Origin of the sequence: uncultured Brevundimonas sp., from assembly GCF_963975535.1 — a bacterium.
Lineage (GTDB): Bacteria > Pseudomonadota > Alphaproteobacteria > Caulobacterales > Caulobacteraceae > Brevundimonas.
Genome location: NZ_CAXBHE010000004.1, coordinates 303,336 through 322,078, shown reverse-complemented (window position 1 = coordinate 322,078; position 18,743 = coordinate 303,336). Strand labels below are relative to the sequence as shown.

Annotated in this window: 24 protein-coding genes and 1 tRNA gene; 3 read left to right on the top strand and 22 right to left on the bottom strand. The window is 68.3% G+C overall.

Annotation, left to right across the window (positions count from 1 at the left end; all coding sequences use genetic code 11):
• The first annotated feature begins 132 nt into the window (after window positions 1–132).
• Together AACZ75_RS07925 and AACZ75_RS07920 are read left to right on the top strand one after the other, a co-directional pair.
• Window positions 133–384 (top strand): transglycosylase, encoded by a 252-nt coding sequence (locus tag AACZ75_RS07925; protein ID WP_339872276.1) that lies wholly within the window; start codon window positions 133–135, stop codon window positions 382–384.
• Window positions 384–590 (top strand): DUF2842 domain-containing protein, encoded by a 207-nt coding sequence (locus tag AACZ75_RS07920; RefSeq protein WP_339872275.1) that lies wholly within the window; start codon window positions 384–386, stop codon window positions 588–590. Before AACZ75_RS07925 ends, AACZ75_RS07920 begins: the two co-directional genes overlap by 1 nt.
• An 86-nt stretch (window positions 591–676) precedes the next feature.
• Here the strand turns inward: AACZ75_RS07920 and AACZ75_RS07915 are convergent.
• The 7 genes from AACZ75_RS07915 to AACZ75_RS07885 form a co-directional block, all read right to left on the bottom strand.
• Window positions 677–753 (bottom strand) — tRNA-Pro (locus tag AACZ75_RS07915).
• Between the two features lie 60 nt (window positions 754–813).
• Window positions 814–1,248, bottom strand: coding sequence for a MerR family transcriptional regulator (locus AACZ75_RS07910; protein ID WP_339872274.1), 435 nt, complete (start codon window positions 1,246–1,248; stop codon window positions 814–816).
• A gap of 4 nt (window positions 1,249–1,252) precedes the next feature.
• The gene (locus AACZ75_RS07905) at window positions 1,253–1,561 is read right to left on the bottom strand and encodes an integration host factor subunit alpha (protein ID WP_339872273.1); all 309 of its coding nucleotides are present in this window, start codon (window positions 1,559–1,561) and stop codon (window positions 1,253–1,255) included.
• Between the two features lie 77 nt (window positions 1,562–1,638).
• Window positions 1,639–2,616, bottom strand: a complete 978-nt coding sequence (locus AACZ75_RS07900; protein WP_339872271.1) for a beta-ketoacyl-ACP synthase III — start codon at window positions 2,614–2,616, stop codon at window positions 1,639–1,641.
• Window positions 2,616–3,698 (bottom strand): phosphate acyltransferase PlsX, encoded by a 1,083-nt coding sequence (gene plsX, locus AACZ75_RS07895; RefSeq protein WP_339872270.1) that lies wholly within the window; start codon window positions 3,696–3,698, stop codon window positions 2,616–2,618. The genes AACZ75_RS07900 and plsX overlap by 1 nt, the downstream gene beginning before the upstream one ends.
• A gap of 96 nt (window positions 3,699–3,794) precedes the next feature.
• Window positions 3,795–4,319 carry a DUF177 domain-containing protein gene (locus AACZ75_RS07890; protein ID WP_339872269.1) on the bottom strand — a complete coding sequence of 175 codons (525 nt, stop codon included), beginning with the start codon at window positions 4,317–4,319 and terminating at the stop codon, window positions 3,795–3,797.
• Window positions 4,316–4,846 carry a ubiquinol-cytochrome C chaperone family protein gene (locus AACZ75_RS07885; RefSeq protein WP_339872267.1) on the bottom strand — a complete coding sequence of 177 codons (531 nt, stop codon included), beginning with the start codon at window positions 4,844–4,846 and terminating at the stop codon, window positions 4,316–4,318. Before AACZ75_RS07885 ends, AACZ75_RS07890 begins: the two co-directional genes overlap by 4 nt.
• Before the next feature lie 89 nt (window positions 4,847–4,935).
• Here AACZ75_RS07885 and bamE point away from each other — a divergent pair, with 89 nt between their 5' ends.
• On the top strand, window positions 4,936–5,427 hold the full coding sequence (bamE, locus tag AACZ75_RS07880; protein WP_339872265.1) for an outer membrane protein assembly factor BamE: 492 nt from the start codon (window positions 4,936–4,938) through the stop codon (window positions 5,425–5,427).
• A 114-nt stretch (window positions 5,428–5,541) separates the two neighbouring features.
• On the opposite strand, the gene AACZ75_RS07875 is transcribed toward bamE, so the two are convergent.
• From AACZ75_RS07875 to AACZ75_RS07805, 15 genes are all read right to left on the bottom strand, one after another.
• Complete coding sequence (locus AACZ75_RS07875) at window positions 5,542–7,695, bottom strand: sodium-translocating pyrophosphatase (protein ID WP_339872263.1); 2,154 nt, start codon at window positions 7,693–7,695, stop codon at window positions 5,542–5,544.
• 177 nt (window positions 7,696–7,872) lie between these two features.
• Complete coding sequence (locus AACZ75_RS07870) at window positions 7,873–8,298, bottom strand: hypothetical protein (RefSeq protein ID WP_339872262.1); 426 nt, start codon at window positions 8,296–8,298, stop codon at window positions 7,873–7,875.
• A 40-nt stretch (window positions 8,299–8,338) separates the two neighbouring features.
• A complete protein-coding gene (thiL, locus tag AACZ75_RS07865) occupies window positions 8,339–9,328 on the bottom strand; it encodes a thiamine-phosphate kinase (protein WP_339872261.1) in 990 nt (329 codons plus the stop codon).
• The gene (nusB, locus tag AACZ75_RS07860) at window positions 9,315–9,839 is read right to left on the bottom strand and encodes a transcription antitermination factor NusB (RefSeq protein WP_339872260.1); all 525 of its coding nucleotides are present in this window, start codon (window positions 9,837–9,839) and stop codon (window positions 9,315–9,317) included. Before nusB ends, thiL begins: the two co-directional genes overlap by 14 nt.
• Window positions 9,836–10,297, bottom strand: coding sequence for a 6,7-dimethyl-8-ribityllumazine synthase (gene ribH / locus AACZ75_RS07855; protein ID WP_339872332.1), 462 nt, complete (start codon window positions 10,295–10,297; stop codon window positions 9,836–9,838). The genes nusB and ribH overlap by 4 nt, the downstream gene beginning before the upstream one ends.
• Complete coding sequence (gene ribB / locus AACZ75_RS07850) at window positions 10,294–11,427, bottom strand: 3,4-dihydroxy-2-butanone-4-phosphate synthase (RefSeq protein ID WP_339872259.1); 1,134 nt, start codon at window positions 11,425–11,427, stop codon at window positions 10,294–10,296. Before ribB ends, ribH begins: the two co-directional genes overlap by 4 nt.
• The gene (locus tag AACZ75_RS07845; RefSeq protein WP_339872258.1) at window positions 11,427–12,017 is read right to left on the bottom strand and encodes a riboflavin synthase; all 591 of its coding nucleotides are present in this window, start codon (window positions 12,015–12,017) and stop codon (window positions 11,427–11,429) included. Before AACZ75_RS07845 ends, ribB begins: the two co-directional genes overlap by 1 nt.
• A complete protein-coding gene (locus AACZ75_RS07840) occupies window positions 12,018–12,644 on the bottom strand; it encodes a RibD family protein (protein WP_339872257.1) in 627 nt (208 codons plus the stop codon). It lies immediately after the preceding gene.
• Window positions 12,644–13,111: a transcriptional regulator NrdR gene (gene nrdR, locus AACZ75_RS07835; RefSeq protein WP_339872256.1), complete on the bottom strand. Its 468-nt coding sequence runs from the start codon at window positions 13,109–13,111 to the stop codon at window positions 12,644–12,646. Before nrdR ends, AACZ75_RS07840 begins: the two co-directional genes overlap by 1 nt.
• Before the next feature lie 6 nt (window positions 13,112–13,117).
• Complete coding sequence (glyA, locus tag AACZ75_RS07830; RefSeq protein WP_339872255.1) at window positions 13,118–14,404, bottom strand: serine hydroxymethyltransferase; 1,287 nt, start codon at window positions 14,402–14,404, stop codon at window positions 13,118–13,120.
• Window positions 14,405–14,475: 71 nt separating this feature from the next.
• Entirely contained in the window at window positions 14,476–14,658 is a 183-nt protein-coding gene (locus AACZ75_RS07825; RefSeq protein WP_339872254.1) for a hypothetical protein, read from the bottom strand.
• Window positions 14,658–15,884 (bottom strand): 5-aminolevulinate synthase, encoded by a 1,227-nt coding sequence (gene hemA, locus AACZ75_RS07820; RefSeq protein WP_339872253.1) that lies wholly within the window; start codon window positions 15,882–15,884, stop codon window positions 14,658–14,660. Before hemA ends, AACZ75_RS07825 begins: the two co-directional genes overlap by 1 nt.
• Before the next feature lie 205 nt (window positions 15,885–16,089).
• Window positions 16,090–17,139, bottom strand: coding sequence for a 3-hydroxyisobutyrate dehydrogenase (gene mmsB / locus AACZ75_RS07815; RefSeq protein WP_339872252.1), 1,050 nt, complete (start codon window positions 17,137–17,139; stop codon window positions 16,090–16,092).
• Window positions 17,072–17,833 (bottom strand): methyltransferase, encoded by a 762-nt coding sequence (locus AACZ75_RS07810; protein WP_339872251.1) that lies wholly within the window; start codon window positions 17,831–17,833, stop codon window positions 17,072–17,074. The genes mmsB and AACZ75_RS07810 overlap by 68 nt, the downstream gene beginning before the upstream one ends.
• A 60-nt stretch (window positions 17,834–17,893) precedes the next feature.
• Window positions 17,894–18,688 carry a hypothetical protein gene (locus tag AACZ75_RS07805; protein ID WP_339872250.1) on the bottom strand — a complete coding sequence of 265 codons (795 nt, stop codon included), beginning with the start codon at window positions 18,686–18,688 and terminating at the stop codon, window positions 17,894–17,896.
• Between the last annotated feature and the right edge of the window lie 55 nt (window positions 18,689–18,743).

Below are 18,743 nucleotides of genomic sequence, written 5' to 3'. Positions count from 1 at the left end.
GCCCGCTGTTCCGCCCGATACAATGTCCGGCGCGCCATCCAGTGCGCCGGGACACGGGCGGTATGCCCGCCTCTCGTGGCCAGATCGAGTCGCAATCGACAGACGTGTCGTCGCAAGCAGGAGTGCCCCCGGGTGGAATACGCCGATATCATCGTCGCGGTCGTCGGGGCGTTTGCCCTGGCCTGGATCGCCGACCAGCTGACCGGCCGGCGCGGCCTGTTCGCCACCCTGCTGGTGTCCGGCGTCGGGGCCCTGTGCGGCTGGTTCCTGGCGGTGCGGGTCTTCGCCGTCGCCGGCATGGACGACTGGATCTGGGTTGTCGCGGCCATGGCCGCCTCGGCCGTGTCCCTGTTCGGCTTCTTCCTGTTCCGGAACAAGCGCTGATGCCGCCGCGCCTGCGCCGCTTCGTCGCCGCCGTCGGCGTGCTGGCCTTTCTGGTCTTCTATGTCTGGGCCGCAATCGGCATCGGCGAGCGGCTGCCCGACGCCTGGTGGATCGACCTGCTGTTCTACGGCGTCGCCGGCACCGCCTGGGGCCTGCCCCTGATTCCGCTGCTGCGCTGGGCCGAACAGGGCGGCCGCCGGAAATAGGGCGTAGGACCCGGCAACAGGGCGCGCAATTGCAAAGGGGCCGCCCGAAAGCGACCCCTTCAACCAACCGTCTTCATTGAGGAAGATGGTCGGAGCGACAGGATTCGAACCTGCGACCCCTTGACCCCCAGTCAAGTGCGCTACCAGGCTGCGCCACGCTCCGGGAGGCGGCTCTATAGCCGGGGGCCGGCCGGCCCGCAAACCCAAAAGCGGGGTTTTGTGCTCAAGCGCCCAGAACGGCCTCAAGTCGCAGGCGTGCGCCCTCGATTTCGGCCAGCACCGTCTGCAGCCGCACCGGATTGGCTCCGGTCAGCGACGGGGCGGGGTTCCGGCTCGCGCCGCCGTCACCGGATTCCATCGCGGGGGGGCTGTAGCGGACGTCCGCTTCGGGATCGCCATAGGCGGCCAGTTTCTGGACCCCCTGCTCGCGATACAGTCGCTGGACCCCCTTGATGGTCAGACCCTCGTCGTGCAGCAGTCGACGCACGGCCTTCAGCAGCACAATGTCCTGGGGCCGGTAGAACCGCCGGCCGCCGGCCCGCTTCAGCGGACTGACGAAGCTGAATTTGGTTTCCCAGAAGCGCAGCACATGCTGCGGCGTGCCGATATCCTCGGCGGCTTCGGAGATGGTGCGAAAGGCGTTGGGGCCCTTGGCCATGGGATCAGGCCTTGACGACCGCGTCGTGGACCCGGCCCTTCATGATCTGCGAGGCGCGGAAGCTGATGACCCGACGCGGGTTGATCGCCGCCGGTTCGCCGGTCTTGGGATTGCGGCCCATCCGGGCCCGTTTCTCGCGCACCTGGAAGACGCCGAAGCCCGACAGCTTCACCGTTTCGCCGCGTTCCAGCGACTCGACGATCAGTTCCAGGGTGCGCTCCACCAGGGTTGAACACTCCTGACGCGACAGGCCGACCTCATCGTGCACGGCATCACAAAGATCCGCGCGGGTCAGGGTATGGTGATCGCTCATGGCTGGTTCCCCCATCCAAACAGTCCCTCGCCTCATCAAAGAGCAAGCGGGATCAAATGGAAAGGGGCAAATGCACGTTACAGGCGAAGCGCGCACGCCCCCCAGGTCAGTCCGCCGCCCATGGCCTCCATCAACACCAGGTCACCGCGCTTGATGCGGCCGTCCCGAATCGCCGCGTCGAGCGCCAGCGGGATCGAGGCGGCCGAGGTATTGGCATGGGTGGCCACGGTCGAGATGACCTTGTTCTCGTCCAGACCCAGGCGGTCACCGACGCCCTTGATGATGCGCTGGTTGGCCTGGTGCGGCACGAACCAGTCGACATCGGCGATCTCGATGTTCGCGGCCTTCGCCGCGGCGGTGATGGCCTCGGCGATATTGACCACGGCATGACGGAACACCTGGTTGCCGGACATGCGCAGATGACCGACCGCGCCGGTCGTGGCCGGGCCGCCGTCGACATACAGAAGGTCGGACTTGCTGCCGTCGCAGCGCAGGGCGAAGCCCAGCAGGCCCTGGTCGGCCTTGGTCCCCTGCCCGTCGCGCGGCTCGACCACCACGGCCCCGGCCCCGTCGCCGAACAGCACGCAGGTGGTCCGGTCGGTCCAGTCCATCAGCCGGGTCATCTCCTCGGCCCCGATGACCAGGGCGCATCTGGCCAGGCCGCGGGCGACGAAGCCGTCGGCCACGCTCAGCGCATAGACAAAGCCCGAACAGACGGCCTGGACGTCAAAGGCCGGGCAGACCCCCACCCCCAGCTTGCGCTGCACGATCGCGGCCGTGGCCGGAAAGGTCATGTCCGGGGTCGTGGTGGCGACGATGATCAGGTCGACGTCGGCCGCGCTGCGCCCGGCGTCGGCCAGGGCCCGGCGGGCGGCCTCGACCGCCAGATCGCTGGTCGGCTGATCCTCGCGCGCCTTGTGGCGCTGGCGAATGCCGGTGCGTTCGATGATCCACTCATCGGACGTGTCGACGAATTTCGACAGATCGGCATTGGTGACGATGGTTTCGGGCAGATAGGAGCCGACGCCGGTGACGGCGCTGCGGGTGACGCTCACTACAGACTCTCCCCGGCGGGAACGCTGTCCGACGCCGTTGCAGGTGGATGTTCAAGCACGGTGACCAGTCGCTGCAGGCTGGTGCCCACCTTGGTCATATAGTCGCTGCGGGCCAGGTCGACGGCGATCCGGATGGCATTGCCGTAGCCCTTGGCGTCGGCCCCGCCGTGGCTCTTCACGACAATGCCGTTCAGACCCAGCAGCGGCCCGCCGTTGATGGCGCTGGGATCGATCTTCTGCCGCATCTGCTGCAGGGCCGGGAGGGCGATCAACGCGCCCAGCTTGGCCTGCAGGCTGGAGGTCAGGGCCTCCTTCATCAGGGTCGAGATGAACCGGGCCACGCCCTCGGCCGTCTTCAGCGCGATATTGCCGGTGAAGCCGTCGGTGACGATCACGTCGACCGTGCCCCTGGCGATGTCCGTGCCCTCGACGAAGCCGCGATAGTCGAGGTCCAGACCGCCGTCGCGCAGGATGGCGTGGGCCTCGCGCACGTCGTCGTGGCCCTTCATGTCCTCTGACCCGACATTGAGCAGACCGATGGTCGGCCGGGCGACGCCGTGCACGGCGGCATGGAAGGCTTCGCCCATGATCGCGAACTCGACCAGCTGTTCGGCGTCGCACTGGATGTTGGCCCCGACGTCCAGCACGGCGGTCACACCCCGCAGGGTCGGCCAGCTGGCGACGATGGCCGGTCGTTCCAGTCCCGGTGCCGCCATGCGCAGCAGCAGTTTGGCAATGGCCATCAGGGCCCCGGTATTGCCGGCCGAGACCACCGCCCCGGCCTCGCCCGTCTTGACCGCCTCGATGGCGTTCCACAGGCTCGAGCCCTTGCCGCGCCGCATGGCCTGGGCCGGCTTCTCGTCCATCGCCACCACCTTGTCGGTATGGCGGATCTCGCAGACCTCGGCCGTCAGGTGACAGCGCTTCATCTCCGCCGCGATCAGCGCCGAGTCGCCATGCACCAGAAAGCGCACGCCCTCACCGCCATGGCGCTGGCGGTAGTCACGGATGCCGGCGACCACGACGACGGGACCGAAGTCCCCGCCCATGGCGTCGAGCGAGATCAGAACAGGAGATGCCAAGGGGATTTCGACTCCGTCGCGCCGAGTGGGGTGGCACCGGCAAGGGCGGCTGACGATAGCGCCGCTCCGGGGGGATGCAACCGGCTCGCCGTCGCGTCAACCTTGCTCGGGCGGAGCCTTGGGGTGAAGGGCCTTCAGCACGGCGAACGGCGACACCTCGGCGGGCTCTTCCGGCTGGACGAACTCGGCCCCCGGCTTGCGCGGAAACGGGTCCAGGCACAGGGCCAGCTGCTCGACCGCATACTGGCCGAGGTCGATGCGGCCGTCCTCGATCAGGTCGGGAGAATCATCCTCGACGGTGATGACGATCTCGTCGGTCTCGGGCTCAACGGCCTCGCTCAGCCTGATCGAGAAGGGCGAGTCGACCTCGACCGGCAGGGGCTCCAGCGTCAGTCCGCAGGTCTGGACCGCGCTGGCCCTGACCCGGCCGGACAGGTGCCAGCCCTCAGCAACCGGCTTCAGGGTCATCTCGGCCACGAACGTGTCCAGCGCAGCCAGATCGAGGGCCCTGGCGATGCGCTTGCGGGCGGCGGCATCCGGCTCCAGGGTGCGGGTTACCCCGCCCGGGATCTGGTTCAGCCGCACCGGATCGCTGAACGGCAGGTCGGGCAGTCCACTCATGCTGAAATCTCCGCCCATTCAGGCTGCCGGACGAGCGTATCGAAATCCTGACCGGCCAGGATCGCGCGGCTGGCGATGACATAGCGGGCCAGGGCCCCGGCCGGGCCGGTGGCGGTGTCGTCGCCATAGACATTCCGGGCCAGTCCGACGGTCAGCGCAGCCTCGTCGCCGGCCCGCAGCGGGGGCTCATAGACCGTCATTCGCCCGTAGAGCGACTCACCCAGCTTGCGCATCTTCTTGCCGACGGACACGTCGCCGACGCCCAGTTCGCGCAGGGCGTTGTCGAGGGCCGAGACATAGGTGTCGAACAGGATCTGGGCCGCCTCCCCGCCCCGGTCGCCGTCATCGCGCAGGCGCAGCACCAGAAGCAGCACGTGCAGGGTGTAGAGCTCAAACCGCGCGTCGATCCGGTCGTCCACGCCCAGTCGGGTGTAGAAGTCCGGACGGCGGGCCTGGGTCACCGCCCGGGCATACAGGGCATCGCCGTCGAGGGCGGCCGGTCGGGATCGGAGCAATTTCTTGAGCATGATAATACGGCCCCTTTTCTGCCGCGCCGTTGAACTAGGACGCGGGTCCGGTTAGGTCAAAGACCTTGTTCTGTCACAGGCCCCTGCACATGCCCCGTTTGACGCCGCTTTCCACCGCTCGCCTTCTGGCCATCGTCTCGATGGCGGCCCTGGCCACGGCCTGCGCCCCGACCGTCGGAGTCAACGGATTCCAGCACGTCGACGCCAAGCCCACCGATATCGTCGCGGGCACGGACACCAAGGAAACCGTGATCGCCCGTCTGGGCAGCCCGTCAACGACCTCGACCTTCGAAGGCGACAGCATCTGGTACTACATCAGCCAGACCACCGAAAAATACACCTATAACCTGCCGCAGGTCACCCAGCGCAGCGTCACCGAAATCACCTTCAACGACGCCGAGCGCGTCGCTTCGGTCCGGACCCTGGGTCTGGAGGACGGCCAGGACCTGGACATGCAGCGGCGCGAGACCCCGACCCGCGGTCGTGAGCTGACGATCATGGAACAGCTGCTCGGCAACGTCGGTCGTGGCCAGCTGCCCCGCACCGAGGATGAGGGTCCGGGCCAGCGCCGCCCCGACTAGGCCTTCCGCCCTCCACACAGACAGACGCCCCGGAGATCGCTCTCCGGGGCGTCTTTCGTTTCCCGACCGGACGGTCCGGGTCTGCGTCCCGGGCCAGGCCCGGGACGCAGACGATCAGACGATCTTGCCGCTCGCCAGCACCGCCAGCAGCAGCAGGGCGACGATGTTGGTGATCTTGATCATCGGGTTCACCGCCGGGCCGGAGGTGTCCTTGTAGGGATCCCCGACCGTATCGCCGGTGACCGCGGCCTTGTGGGCTTCGGAGCCCTTGCCGTGGACGACGCCGTTCTTGTCGGTGAAGCCCTCTTCGATGACCTTCTTGGCATTGTCCCAGGCGCCGCCGCCCGAGGTCATGGAGACCGCGACGAAGAAGCCGGTGACGATGACGCCCATCAGCATGGCCCCGAGCGCGGCGAAGGCGGTGGCCTTGTCCGAGATCGACAGCACGGCGACGAACAGCACGATCGGCGACAGCACCGGCAGCAGGCTGGGCACGATCATCTCCTTGATCGCGGCCCTGGTCAGGATGTCGACGGCCCGTCCGTACTCCGGCTTGACCTCATAGGTCATGATGCCGGGGTTCTCGCGGAACTGACGCCGCACCTCGGCCACGACAGCCTCGGCGGCGCGACCCACGGCCATCATCGACATGCCGCCGAACAGGAAGGGCAGCAGCCCCCCGAACAGTAGACCGACGACGACATAGGGGTTGGTCAGGGCGAAATCGATCTCGCCCATGTTGGCGAAGAACGGATAGTCCGCCGCATTGGCCGCGAAATACTGCAGGTCGGACGTATAGGCGGCAAACAGCACCAGCGCGCCGAGGCCCGCCGAACCGATCGCATAGCCCTTGGTCACGGCCTTGGTGGTGTTGCCGACCGCGTCGAGCGCATCGGTGACATGACGGACGTCGGCCGGCAGGCCTGCCATTTCAGCAATACCGCCGGCGTTGTCGGTGACCGGACCGAAGGCGTCCAGGGCGACGATCATCCCCGCCACACCCAGCATGGTGGTGGTGGCGATGGCGATGCCGAACAGACCCGCCAGCTGGAAGCTGACGATGATGCCGACGATGATGGTCAGGGCCGGCAGGGCGGTCGACTCGAGCGAGACGGCCAGGCCCTGGATCACATTGGTGCCGTGACCGGAGACCGAGGCGTTGGCCACCGACCGCACCGGGCGAAAATTCGACCCGGTATAGTATTCGGTGATGACCACGATGGCCGCGGTCACGCCCAGACCGACCATGCCGGACCAGAACAGGCTCATCGCCGTGATGTCCAAGCCGCTGGAGGTGGTGACGACCGCATTTTCGGGCAGGAGCTGGTTGATCACCAGCCAGACGGCGCCGACCGACAGCACGCCGGTGACGATCAGGCCCTGGTACAGGGCCCCCATGATGTTCTGGCTCTTGCCCAGACGGACGAAGAAGCTGCCGACGATCGAGGTCAGGATGCAGATGCCGCAGATGGCCAGCGGCAACAGCATCATCACGTCGACATAGGGCTGGTCGCGGAAGAAGATCGCCGCCAGCACCATGGTGGCGACCGTGGTCACCGCATAGGTCTCGAACAGGTCGGCGGCCATGCCGGCGCAGTCGCCGACATTGTCGCCGACGTTGTCGGCGATGGTCGCGGCGTTGCGGGGATCGTCCTCGGGAATACCGGCCTCGACCTTGCCGACCATGTCACCGCCGACGTCCGCACCCTTGGTGAAGATGCCGCCGCCGAGACGGGCGAAGATCGAGATCAGCGAGGCACCGAAGCCCAGGGCGACGAGGCCGTCGATAACCTCACGGCTGGTGCTCTCGAAGCCCGCGCCGATGGTCAGGTAGGCGTAGTAGCCGGCCACGCCGACCAGGGCACCGCCCGCGACGAACATGCCGGTGATGGCCCCCGAGCGGAAGGCCAGGTCCAGACCCTTTGACAGACTCTCGGACGCGGCCTGGGCCGTGCGCACATTGGCCCGGACCGAGATCAGCATGCCCGCGAAGCCGGCCAGGCCGGACAGGACGGCCCCGATCACGAAGCCGACGGCGGCATAGATGCCGATCAGGAGATAGGCGGCGACCAGGATCACCACCCCGACCATGGCGATGGTCGTATATTGCCGCCGGAGGTAGGCGGAGGCCCCCTCCTGGATGGCGGCGGCGATCTCCTGCATTTTCGCGTTGCCGGCGCTGGCCTTCATCAGCGAGGCGGTCTGGACCGCACCGAAGAGCACGCCGAGCGCTCCCGCTGCGATGACCAGCCATAGGTATGACGTCATGGCGTTTCGTTTCCCTGTGCAAACATGGCGCCCGGACCCTTGGCGCGGTGGGGCGTTTTCGCCTCTCTCCGCCTTCCGGTCCCCCCGTGCGCAACGGACGCGAAGATGCGTCCATGGGGAATTGCGGCGGAAAGTTGCCAAATGCGCCGGTCCGACGCAACAACGGTTTTTACGGGATCAGCCGGGCAGGACCTGGGTGCGGCGCCGGGGGACCTGGCTGAACACCTCGACGCGGGAAACGGCACCGCGTCCGACCAGGGTTGTCGCCGACCGCATCAGGCTCGCGGACAGGGCGGCGGCATCGACCACATTCCAGTCGTCCGCGACCGTGAAGGGAGTCCGGTAGGCCGCCCGGGTCAGGGCATCCCGGATGTAGGGCTCCTTTACCCGCATCCGCTCCGCCGTCTGTCCGCGCCCGAGATGCAGCCGCAGCGACACGAAGATATAGTTGCGAATGCGTCCGCCGGCGATGACCGGCAGGCCCACGCCGGCAATGGCCAGCGGCGCGGCGTCCAGTGGTGATTCGCTGGACGAGGCCAGGGCGGCGGTCGGCGCGGTGGCGGCCACGGCAACGGTTCCGGCAATGAGATCACGACGACGCATGGGCGAACCATGACGGTCATCCCTTAGGATTCCGTTGCGCTCAGCCGTGGGTCCAGCCCGGCCGGCCAATCGCGACGATGTCGCCGGCGCTGCGCACGGTCACCCCGGTCCCCGCGACCACCCGGCCGATGGTCGTCAGGCGCAGGTGCTGGCGCTCGGCGGCGCGACGCAGTTCGGCCTCGTCGCCGGCGCGGGCCGTGAAGGCAATCTCGTAGTCGTCGCCGCCGGTGGCCAGCCGGACCCGGGCGTCCTGGGGGTCGACCCGCCCGTCCAGCCAGGCCTGGGCGGGTCCCGAGACCGGCAGGGCCGCGAGGTCGATGTCCAGGGCCACCCCGCTGGCGGCGGCCAGATGACCGAGGTCGGCGATCAGTCCGTCGGAGACGTCGATGGCGGCGGTCGCCAGGTCGCGGATCTGCTCGGCAAAGGCCAGCCGCGGCATCGGTGTGCGATAGTGATCGACCAGGGCCATGACCCGCTCGGGCTCCAGCGAAAGCCTTTCCTGTGCGGCCTGCAGCCCCAGATAGCCGTCGCCGATCACCCCCGTGACCAGAACGACATCGTCGGGGCGGGCTCCGTCGCGGCCGACGGCGCGGCCCTTCGGCACCCAGCCCAGCATCGTCAGGGAGAAGCTCGCCGGGCCCGGCGTGGTGACGGTGTCGCCACCGAGCAGGGCCACGCCGAATTCGGTCTGGTCCCGCTTCAGTCCGGCCGCGAAGGCCTCGCGCTCGGGCCAGCCGCAGCGGTCGGACCAGAAACAGCCCAGCATATAGCCAAACGGCTCGGCCCCCTTGGCCGCCAGATCAGACAGGTTCACCCGCAGCAGCTTCCGCGCCACCGTGTCCATCGGGTCTTCCGGCAGGAAATGAACGCCCTCGACGATCGAGTCCTTGGTCAGGACCAGATCATACCCCGTGCGTGACGGGACGACGGCGACATCGTCCAGCAGGCCCCGGCCCCATTCGGGATGGGCCAGCGGCGCGAGCAGCCGCCGGATGGTCTCGAACTCTCCGGCGACATCAACCGAGGGCATCACGCGCCACGCCGTCGAGCGCCGCGTTCACGAATTTCGCCTCGGCGTCATCGAAGAAGGCCTTGGCCAGCTCGACGTACTCGTCGATGACGATTTCACGCGGTATGTCGCGTTGTTCCCGCAACTCCCAGGCCCCGGCCCGCAGCAGGGCCCGCAGGGTCGAATCGAGCCGTTCCATGCGCCAGTTGGACGCCAGCCGGGCCTTGATCGCCGCGTCGATGTCGCGCTGACCGCCGATCACCCCGCGCACGATCTGCTGGAAATAGTCCTCGTCGGCCTCGGCCAGGACCTCGCCCTCGATGTCGGCGTCGAAGCGATGGGACAGGAATTCGGTGATCACCGTATCCACCCCCTCCCCGGCCAGTTCCATCTGGTACAGGGCCTGGACGGCGGCGAGCCGGGAGACCGTGCGGGCGCGACGCTGGCGCGAGGTCAGATGGGGCTCGGCGCGCTGCTTCTGCGCTTCGGCGAGCTGGGCGATAACGGCCTGGATGCTGTTGGGTTCGGTCACGTTCCCAGTCCTACCCGCAGCCGCTTCTTCAACGCAATGAGATCCAGACAGGCGCGGGCCGCGCCGCCGCCCTTGTCGCCCTCGCTGAGCCGGGCCCGGGCCCAGGCCTGGGCCTCGTCCTCGACGGTCAGGATGCCGTTGCCGATCAGCAGTCCCTTGACGCCCAGCTGGCGCAGCCCCGCCGCCGACTGGTCGGAAACGATCTCGAAATGATAGGTCTCGCCGCGGATCACGCAGCCGAGGGCGACATAGCCGTCATAGCGCGGGGCGGTCGGGAAGCGACCGGCCTCTTCGGCCATCGCGATGGCCGTCGGGATCTCCAGGGCACCGGGAACGGTGACGACATCGCACCGGGCCCCTCGCGCGGCGATGGCGTCCCTGGCCCCTTCGAGCAGGGCGTCGGCCAGATCATCATAATAGCGCGCCTCGACGATCAGCACGCGGTCAGGTTCGTTCAGGATTGGTCTTCTCCGTCCATGTCACGCCAGCCGACGATCCGCAGGCCATAGCCTTCCAGCGCTGTCGGTGACGGTCGGGTCGAGCTCATCACGATCATGTCGCGCACGCCGAGGTCCAGCAGGATCTGCGCGCCGACGCCATAGTTGCGGAGCGCGCGGTCGACGGCCCTGGGCTTCTCGACCCCGGACAGCCGCTCGGCGAGGCCGTGGAGCTCAGGGTCCCGCAGGAAGACGGTGACCCCGGCCCCGTCGTGGCCGCTGATCGCCTTGAGGGCCAGCGGCACATAGTCCTGCCGCGCCTCGACATGGCCGAGCAGGTCGGCGGCGAAATCGACCTGGTGCATGCGCACCAGCGTGGGCTTGCCGGGCTCGATCTTGCCGTGGACCAGGGCGACGTGCTCGATCCCCTCGATGGCGTTGCGATACAGCATCAGGCGGAAGGGGCCGCCATGGACGCTCTCGAAAGGCGTGTCCATGACCCGCTCGACCAGCCGCTCGGTGCGGCGGCGATAGGCGATCAGGTCGGCGATGGTGCCGATCTTCAGTCCGTGCAGCTGGGCGAAGGCCACCAGATCGGGCATCCGCGCCATGGTGCCGTCCTCGTTCATGATCTCGCAGATCACGCCGGCCGGGGTCAGGCCGGCCATGCGCGAGATGTCGACGGCGGCCTCGGTGTGGCCGGTGCGGACCAGAACCCCGCCGTCGCGCGCGACCAGCGGGAAGACGTGACCGGGCGAGACGATGTCATCGGCCCCCTTGGCCGGATCGGCGGCGACCTGCACCGTGCGGGCGCGGTCGGCGGCCGAGATGCCGGTTGTCACCCCGTCCCTGGCCTCGATCGAGACGGTGAAGGCCGTGCCCATGCTCTCGCGGTTGTCGGCGGCCATCGGCGGCAGCCGCAGCTGGCGGGCGCGTTCGCCGGTGATGGCCAGGCAGATCAGGCCGCGCGCATGACGGGCCATGAAATTGATCTGGTCCGGGGTGGCGAACTGGGCCGGGATGATGACGTCGCCCTCGTTCTCCCGGTCCTCGGCGTCGACCAGGATATAGGGTTTGCCGTTGCGGGCATCCTCGAGGATGTCCTCGATGGGGCTGATCGGGCTGTCGTTCATATTGGCCGCCAATTGCATCAGGCCGTCTCCTGCCATCGCGCGAGGTATCGCGCCAGCATGTCGATTTCGAGATTGACCGGATCACCGGCCTTCAAGGCTCCCAGGGTCGTCGCTTCCCAGGTGTGCGGGATGATGTTCAGGCCGAATTCCCGGTCCTCGACCGTGTTGACCGTCAGCGACACGCCGTCGACGGTGATCGAGCCCTTGGCGGCGATATAGCGATGCAGCGGAGCCGGAGCCTCAACCGTCAGCCGGTGCGATCCGCCCTCGGGCGTCACCGCCGTCACCGTGCCCAGGCCGTCGACATGGCCCGAGACGATATGCCCGCCCAGCTCGTCGCCCAGTTTGGCGGCCCGTTCCAGATTGACCCGCGTTCCGGCCACCCAGTCGCCCAGGGTCGTCTTCGACAGGGTTTCGCCCGAGACCTCGACCGCGAACCAGCCGGGGCCGGTCTCGACCACGGTCAGGCAGCAGCCGGCGTGGCTGACCGAGGCCCCCAGATCCAGCGTCGCCGTGTCCCAGGCGGTCTCGATCTCATAGCGCCGGTCGCGCGCCGTCTGGCTGACCGCGCGTACCCTGCCGATGTCGGTGACGATGCCGGTGAACATTCAGAGCCTCTCGTAACGTTCCCACAGGTCGTCACCGCAGGGCTCGACCGCAAGGCGCCGGAAGCGTGGGGCGTCGGAAAGCCGGGCCAGGGCCAGGCCGGCGACACAGGCGCGACCGTCCCCGCCGAGCAGGATCGGGGCCCGGAACCACTCCAGCGTATCGACCAGTCCGGCGGCGATGAAGGATGCCGCCACCCGGCCCCCGCCCTCGATCATCAGGGTCCGGACCCCGCGCCGCTTCAGGGTCGCCAGCACGGCGGCCGGGCTCGGGCGACCGTCGGCGGCCTCGACCTGTTCGATTTCGGCCGCCCCGATCGGGGACGGCGCGGCGGCGGTCAGGATCAGGGTATTGGCCCCGGCGATCCGGGCCGTGGCCGGGGTGCGCAACCGGCTGTCCAGCACCACGCGCAGCGGCTGGTCGACCGGACGTCCCGGCAGGCGCACGGTCAGTTCGGGATCATCGGCCAGCACGGTTTCGATCCCGACCAGCACCGCGTCGTGCGAGGCCCGCAGCCGGTGTCCGGCGGTTCGCGCGGCCTCGCCGGTGATCCATCTGGACTCGCCCGACGCCGTGGCGATGCGACCGTCCAGTGACGTCGCCAATTTCAGGGTAACGCGCGGCCGCATCAGCTGCGACCGGGCTCGTCCAGCCCTTCGTCGCCGAGGAATTTGGCGAAATCGCCGGTGTGGCGGAAGTCCTTGTAGACCGAGGCGTAGCGGACATAGGCCACCTCATCGACGCCCTTCAGCGCCTTCATGATGAAGTCGCCGACGGTGCTGGACGGGATCTCGGTCTCGCCCAGGCTCTCCAGCTGGCGCACGATGCGGCTGACCAGCTGTTCGATCTGTTCCGGCTGCACCGGCCGCTTGCGCAGGGCGATACCCAGCGACCGCTCCAGCTTGTCGCGGTCGAACGGCGTGCGACGGCCGTTGCGCTTCAGGATCATCAGTTCGCGCAGCTGGACCCGCTCGAAGGTGGTGAAACGCCCGTTGCAGCTGGGGCAGGACCGACGCCGCCGGATGGCCGCGCCGTCGTCCGACGGGCGGCTGTCCTTCACCTGGGTGTCCTGATGGCCGCAGAAGGGGCATTTCATCGCGGTCTATCCATAGATCGGGAAGCGACGGGTCAGGGCGCGGACCTCGTCGGCGACGCGGGCCTGGACCGTGGCGTCCGCCTCGTCCGTGCCCTGCATCGAGTCGATCACATCGGCGATCCAGTGGCCGACCTGCTGGAACTCGGCGACGCCGAAGCCGCGCGTGGTCCCGGCCGGCGTCCCCAGGCGCACGCCCGAGGTCACGGTGAAGGGGGCGGTGTCGAACGGCACGCCGTTCTTGTTGCAGGTCATCAGGGCCTGCTCCAGCGCCGCCTCGGTGGCCTTGCCGGTCACGCCCTTGGGCCGCAGGTCGACCAGCATCAGATGGCTGTCGGTGCCGCCGGACACGATGGCCAGGCCGCGCGACTCCAGCACCGCGGCCAGGGCCCGGGCATTGTCGACGACCTGCTGCGCATAGAGTTTGAACTCGGGCTTCAGCGCCTCGCCGAAGGCCACGGCCTTGGCGGCGATCACATGTTCCAGAGGTCCGCCCTGCAGGCCCGGGAAGACGGCCGAATTGATCTTCTTGGCGATGTCGCCGTCATTGGTCAGCACCATGCCGCCGCGCGGGCCACGCAGGGTCTTGTGGGTGGTGGTGGTGGTGACGTGGGCATGGGCGACGGGGTCGGGGTAGGCCCCGCCGGCGATCAGCCCGGCATAGTGGGCCATGTCGACCATCAGCCAGGCCCCGACGCTGTCGGCGATCTCGCGGAAGCGTTTGAAATCGATGTGGCGGCTGTAGGCCGAGGCCCCGGCCACGATCAGCTTGGGCTTCTCGGCCTCGGCCATGGCCTGGACGTGATCGTAATCAATCAGATGGTCGTCTTCATTGACCTTGTAGGTGACCGGCCGGAACCATTTACCGGACTGGTTGGCGGGGCTGCCGTGGGTCAGGTGGCCGCCGCAGGCCAGGTCCATGCCCAGGAAGGTATCGCCGGGCTGCAGCAGGGCCATGAACACCGCCTGGTTGGCCTGGGCCCCGGAGTGCGGCTGGACGTTGGCGAAGCCGGCCCCGAACAGTTCCTTGGCCCGCGACCGCGCCAGGTCCTCGGTCACATCGACATATTCGCAGCCGCCGTAGTAGCGGCGGCCCGGATAGCCCTCGGCATATTTGTTGGTCAGGACCGAACCCTGCGCCTCGAGCACCGCCTTCGAGACGATGTTTTCCGAGGCGATCAGCTCGATCTGCTCCTGCTGACGACCCAGTTCCCCGGCGATACCGCGGGCGATTTCGGGGTCGGCCTCGGCCAGGCCGCGCGAGAAATAGGCGTCATGGACGAAGGGTACGGTCACGGCAGGGCTCACGGCTGGATCAGGAAGCGACATATCTAGGCCGTGGCGCGTCCGGCCACAACATCTGGTGGTCAGCCGGTCTCCAGGGCCCGCTTGAGCTTGGCGATGGCGAGGCGTTCGACGGCCTTGGGTTCGGCCGCCGGACCGACGGCGCAGACCTCGCGTCCGGTCGCCACATGGATGGCCGAGACCTTCAGATACAGGCCGTTGCGGACCTTCTCGAGGATGATCCCGCCAACCCCGGGGTCACGCATCAGGCGACGGCAGGGAGGCGCGCCACATTGCAGTGGGTCCACAGCTGGTCCATCGCCCGGACCAGATCATCCATCATCGCATCGGTGTGATTGGGCGACGGGGTGAAGCGCAGCCGCTCGGTCCCCTTGGGCACGGTCGGATAGTTGATCGGCTGGACATAGACGCCGTGCTCTTCCAGCAGCATGTCCGAGATCAGCTTGCAGTGTACCGGATCGCCGACATGCACCGGCACGATATGGCTCTCTGACGGCAGCACAGGGATGCCGGCGGCGGCGAAGCGCGACTTCAGCGTGGCGGCGCGTTCCTGGTGGGCGACCCGCAGCTCGGGGCTGGCCTTCAGGTGGCGCACCGAGGCCAGGGCTCCGGCGGTCAGGGCCGGCGGCAGGCTGGTGGTGAAGATGAAACCGGCGGCCCAGCTGCGCACGGCGTCGATGATCATGGCGTCCGCGGCGATATAGCCGCCCATCACGCCGATGGCCTTGCCCAGGGTGCATTCGACGATGTCGATTCCGTCCAGCAGGCCGTCGCGTTCGGCCACGCCGGCCCCGGTCGGGCCGTACAGGCCGACCGCATGGACCTCGTCCAGATAGGTCATGGCCCCGTACTTCCGGGCCAGGGCGATGGTCCCGGCCAGGTCGGCGATGTCGCCGTCCATCGAATAGACACTCTCGAACGCAATCAGCTTGGGCGCATCGGCGGGGGCGTCGCGCAGCAGGCGTTCGAGGTGGACGAGGTCGTTATGGGCATAGATGTGCCGCTCGCAGCCGCCATTGCGAATGCCGGCGATCATCGAGGCGTGGTTCAGTGAGTCGGAGAAGATGATCAGGCCCGGCAGGATGCGCTGCAGGGTCGTCAGGGTCGCCTCATTGGCCACATAGCCCGAGGTGAACAGCAGGGCCGCGTCCTTCTGGTGCCAGGCGGCCAGCTCGGCCTCCAGGTCGACGGCCGAGCGGGTGGTGCCCGAGATGTTGCGGGTGCCCCCGGCCCCGGCCCCGACCGCATTGATCTCGGCCTGCATCGCCTCCAGCACCGCCGGATGCTGGCCCATGCCCAGATAGTCGTTGGAGCACCAGATGACGACGTCCTGCTCGGAGCCGTCCTCACGCCGGCGCGTCGCCCGCGGGAACTGGCCCCGCACGCGCTTCAGGTCGGCGAAGACGCGGTAGCGTCCCTCGCTCTTGACCTGTTCCACGGCGGTTTCGAATGCAGCCCTGTAGTCGTACAAAGTAACAGCTCTTCTCAGCTCCGGGCGGTGCGCGACCGTCCTGAAAGACGGGCGCGTATTGCGCCGATTGGCTTCGTCTGTCCACGCAAACGCAAGGACAAATCGCCGCAAACCGTTAATTGATAACGGTTCTCAACTCTGGATCCGCAGCGATTCCGCAGACGGGTTTGTTGCGCGCGCGGCGATCAAACCGCCTTGATCTGGATCATTTCGGCAGATCATCCAGCTGACCACGCAGCATCTGCAGGATGGCCGAAAAGTCCCGGCCGCCGTAGCCCAGACCGTCGAACAGCTGGAACAGGGCCTCGGACTGGGCCCCCAACGGCGTCGACGCCCCGGACCGGGCCGCCGCGTCCTGGGCCAGCTTCAGGTCCTTCAGCATCATGGCGGTTGCGAAGCCGCCGTCATAGTTGCGGTTGGACGGCGCGGTCGGCACCGGACCGGGCCACGGATAATAGCTGCTGACGCTCCACGACTGGCCCGAGGATTTCGAGGCGATGTCGAAGAATTTGACCGGGTCCAGACCCAGTTTCTCGGCCAGGGCCACGGCCTCGCAGGTGCCGATCATGGTGATGCCCAGGATCATGTTGTTGCAGATCTTGGCCGCCTGCCCCGCCCCGTGGTCGCCGGCGCGCATCGTCACCCGGCTCATCGGTTCCAGCGCCGGCTCGACCCGGGCGAAATCAGCCTCGTCACAGCCGACCATGAAGGCCAGGGTCCCGGCGTCGGCGGCGACCGTCCCGCCCGACACCGGGGCGTCGGCGAAGGCATAGCCGGCGGCCTTGGCCAGACCGGCGACCTTGCGCGCCGTATCGACGTCGATGGTCGAACAGTCCAGCAGCAGGGCCGTCTTCGGGGCCGTACCGATGATCTGTTCCGAATAGACCGACAGCACATGCGGTCCGGCCGGCAGCATGGTGATGACGATGTCGGCCCCGGCCACGGCCGCAGCGACCGAGTCGACGGCGACACAGCCCGCGGCCACGGCCCGTTCCAGCGCGGCCGGCGAGAGATCAAAGGCCTGGACGGTGTGTCCCGCCTTCGCCTGGTTGGCGGCCATGCCGCCGCCCATGTTGCCGAGTCCGATGAAGGCGATCTTGCGGGTCATGGCGAGGGTCTCCCTGTGCGATTTCGCGGCAGGGTTAGCGCCTCCTGACCCGCTTCGCCAGCGGAGCCGACGGTTTCGTTCAGCCCGGCTTGCGGAAGCGCAGCATGAACTGGCTGGTGCGTCCCCGGATCCCGGGCTGGAACACATTGGCGGTCAGCGGATCGTCGGGATTGATCAGGGCGTCATCCTCGCCGTCCAGCACGAACCCGGCCGCCTCGACCTCGGCCCGGACTGTGGCCGGGTCGATGCGGTGCAGCCGGTCGGCCACGCCGAGGTCCGACCCGGCGGCGGCCACATGGTCGATGACGACGTAGAGGCCGCCCGGCTTCAGGGCTGCGAAGGCAGCCGCATTGACCCTGGCCGCGGAGCCGGCCGGCACCGCGTTCAGGTGCAGGTCGTGGTAGTTCTGGGCGGTGAAGATCAGGTCCAGCCCCTCGGGCCAGGCGGGGGTGGCCAGGGGCGAGTCGATGGCCGTGACATTGGGCAGTTCCGCGATGTCGACCAGGGCCTGGCCATAGACGGCGGCGAAGGCCACGAACTCGGCCGGCTGCCAGCCGGTGACGTGGCCCTCCGGACCGACCGCGGCCGAGAAGGTCCGGGTGAAATAGCCGCCGCCGATAATCATGTCGCCGATCGACTGGCCGGGGGCGACCTTGGCGAAGGCCAGGGTTTCAGCCGTGTGGCGCGCGGCGTCCCGGGCCCGGTCGGCGTCGGTCCGGACGGGATCGGCCAGCGCCGCGGCATAGACGGCGTCGGCTGGGGACTGGGCGGCGACCGGCGCAACGACCGCCGCGCTCAGGGTCAGGGCCGCCGCGGCGGCGAGGAACAGGGAACGGCGCATCGCAAACCTCCATCACGCCCGCATGACGCGGTGACAGATTAACGCGAACGGCGTTCGGAGTCAGTCCGGTTTGCGGAAGCGATAGACGAACTGGTCGGTGCGGCCGCGGATCGCCTCGTCGAAGACGTTCAGGCTGTGGTCGTCGGCCGGATTGGCGACCGCCCGGCTCTCGCCCTCGAAGACGAAGCCGGCGGCCTCGATTTCACGCCGCAGGAAATCGCCCTCGATCCGGTGCAGGGTCGAGACCTGGCTGTTGCCGGTGCCGGGCGCGCCCTGGTGGTCGATGACCACGAACTGGCCGCCGGGCTTGAGCGCCGCATAGACGGCCCGGTTCATCCGGGCCACGTCGACGCCGAAGCCGGGGATGTGGAAGTCGTGATATTCCTGGCTCATGAACACCACGTCCAGCGGCTGGTCGAAGGCCAGGGTGTCGAGGTCGCCGTTGACGCGGCTGACATTGCCGTAGCCGGCCACCAGGGCGTCGGCCGCCCCGTTCTCGCGCACGGCGGTGCGGTTGGGCACGAAGGCATAGACGTGACCGCTCGGCCCGACGACGCTGGAGAACAGCCGGGTGAAATAGCCGGCCCCGGGGCGGATGTCGGCGATGCGGTCGCCGCGCGCCAGATCGATGAAGGCCAGCATCTCCGCCGGCCGTCGCAGGGCGTCGCGCGCCACTTCATCGGCGGGGCGGCGCGGATCGGCGATCGCGGTCCGGTACCAGACCGTGGTCGGGGCCGGGACGGCGCTGGCGGCCGGGGGGTTGACCACGGTGCGCTCACCGCCGTCGGTGGCGATGATCAGACAGCCGGACAGGGCGACCGAGGCCGCGGCGGCGAGAAGCAGGGTCTTGAACATGGCGATTTCCCGAATAGCGACAGGCGCAGCTACGCCCCGATTGTGTGACGGACGC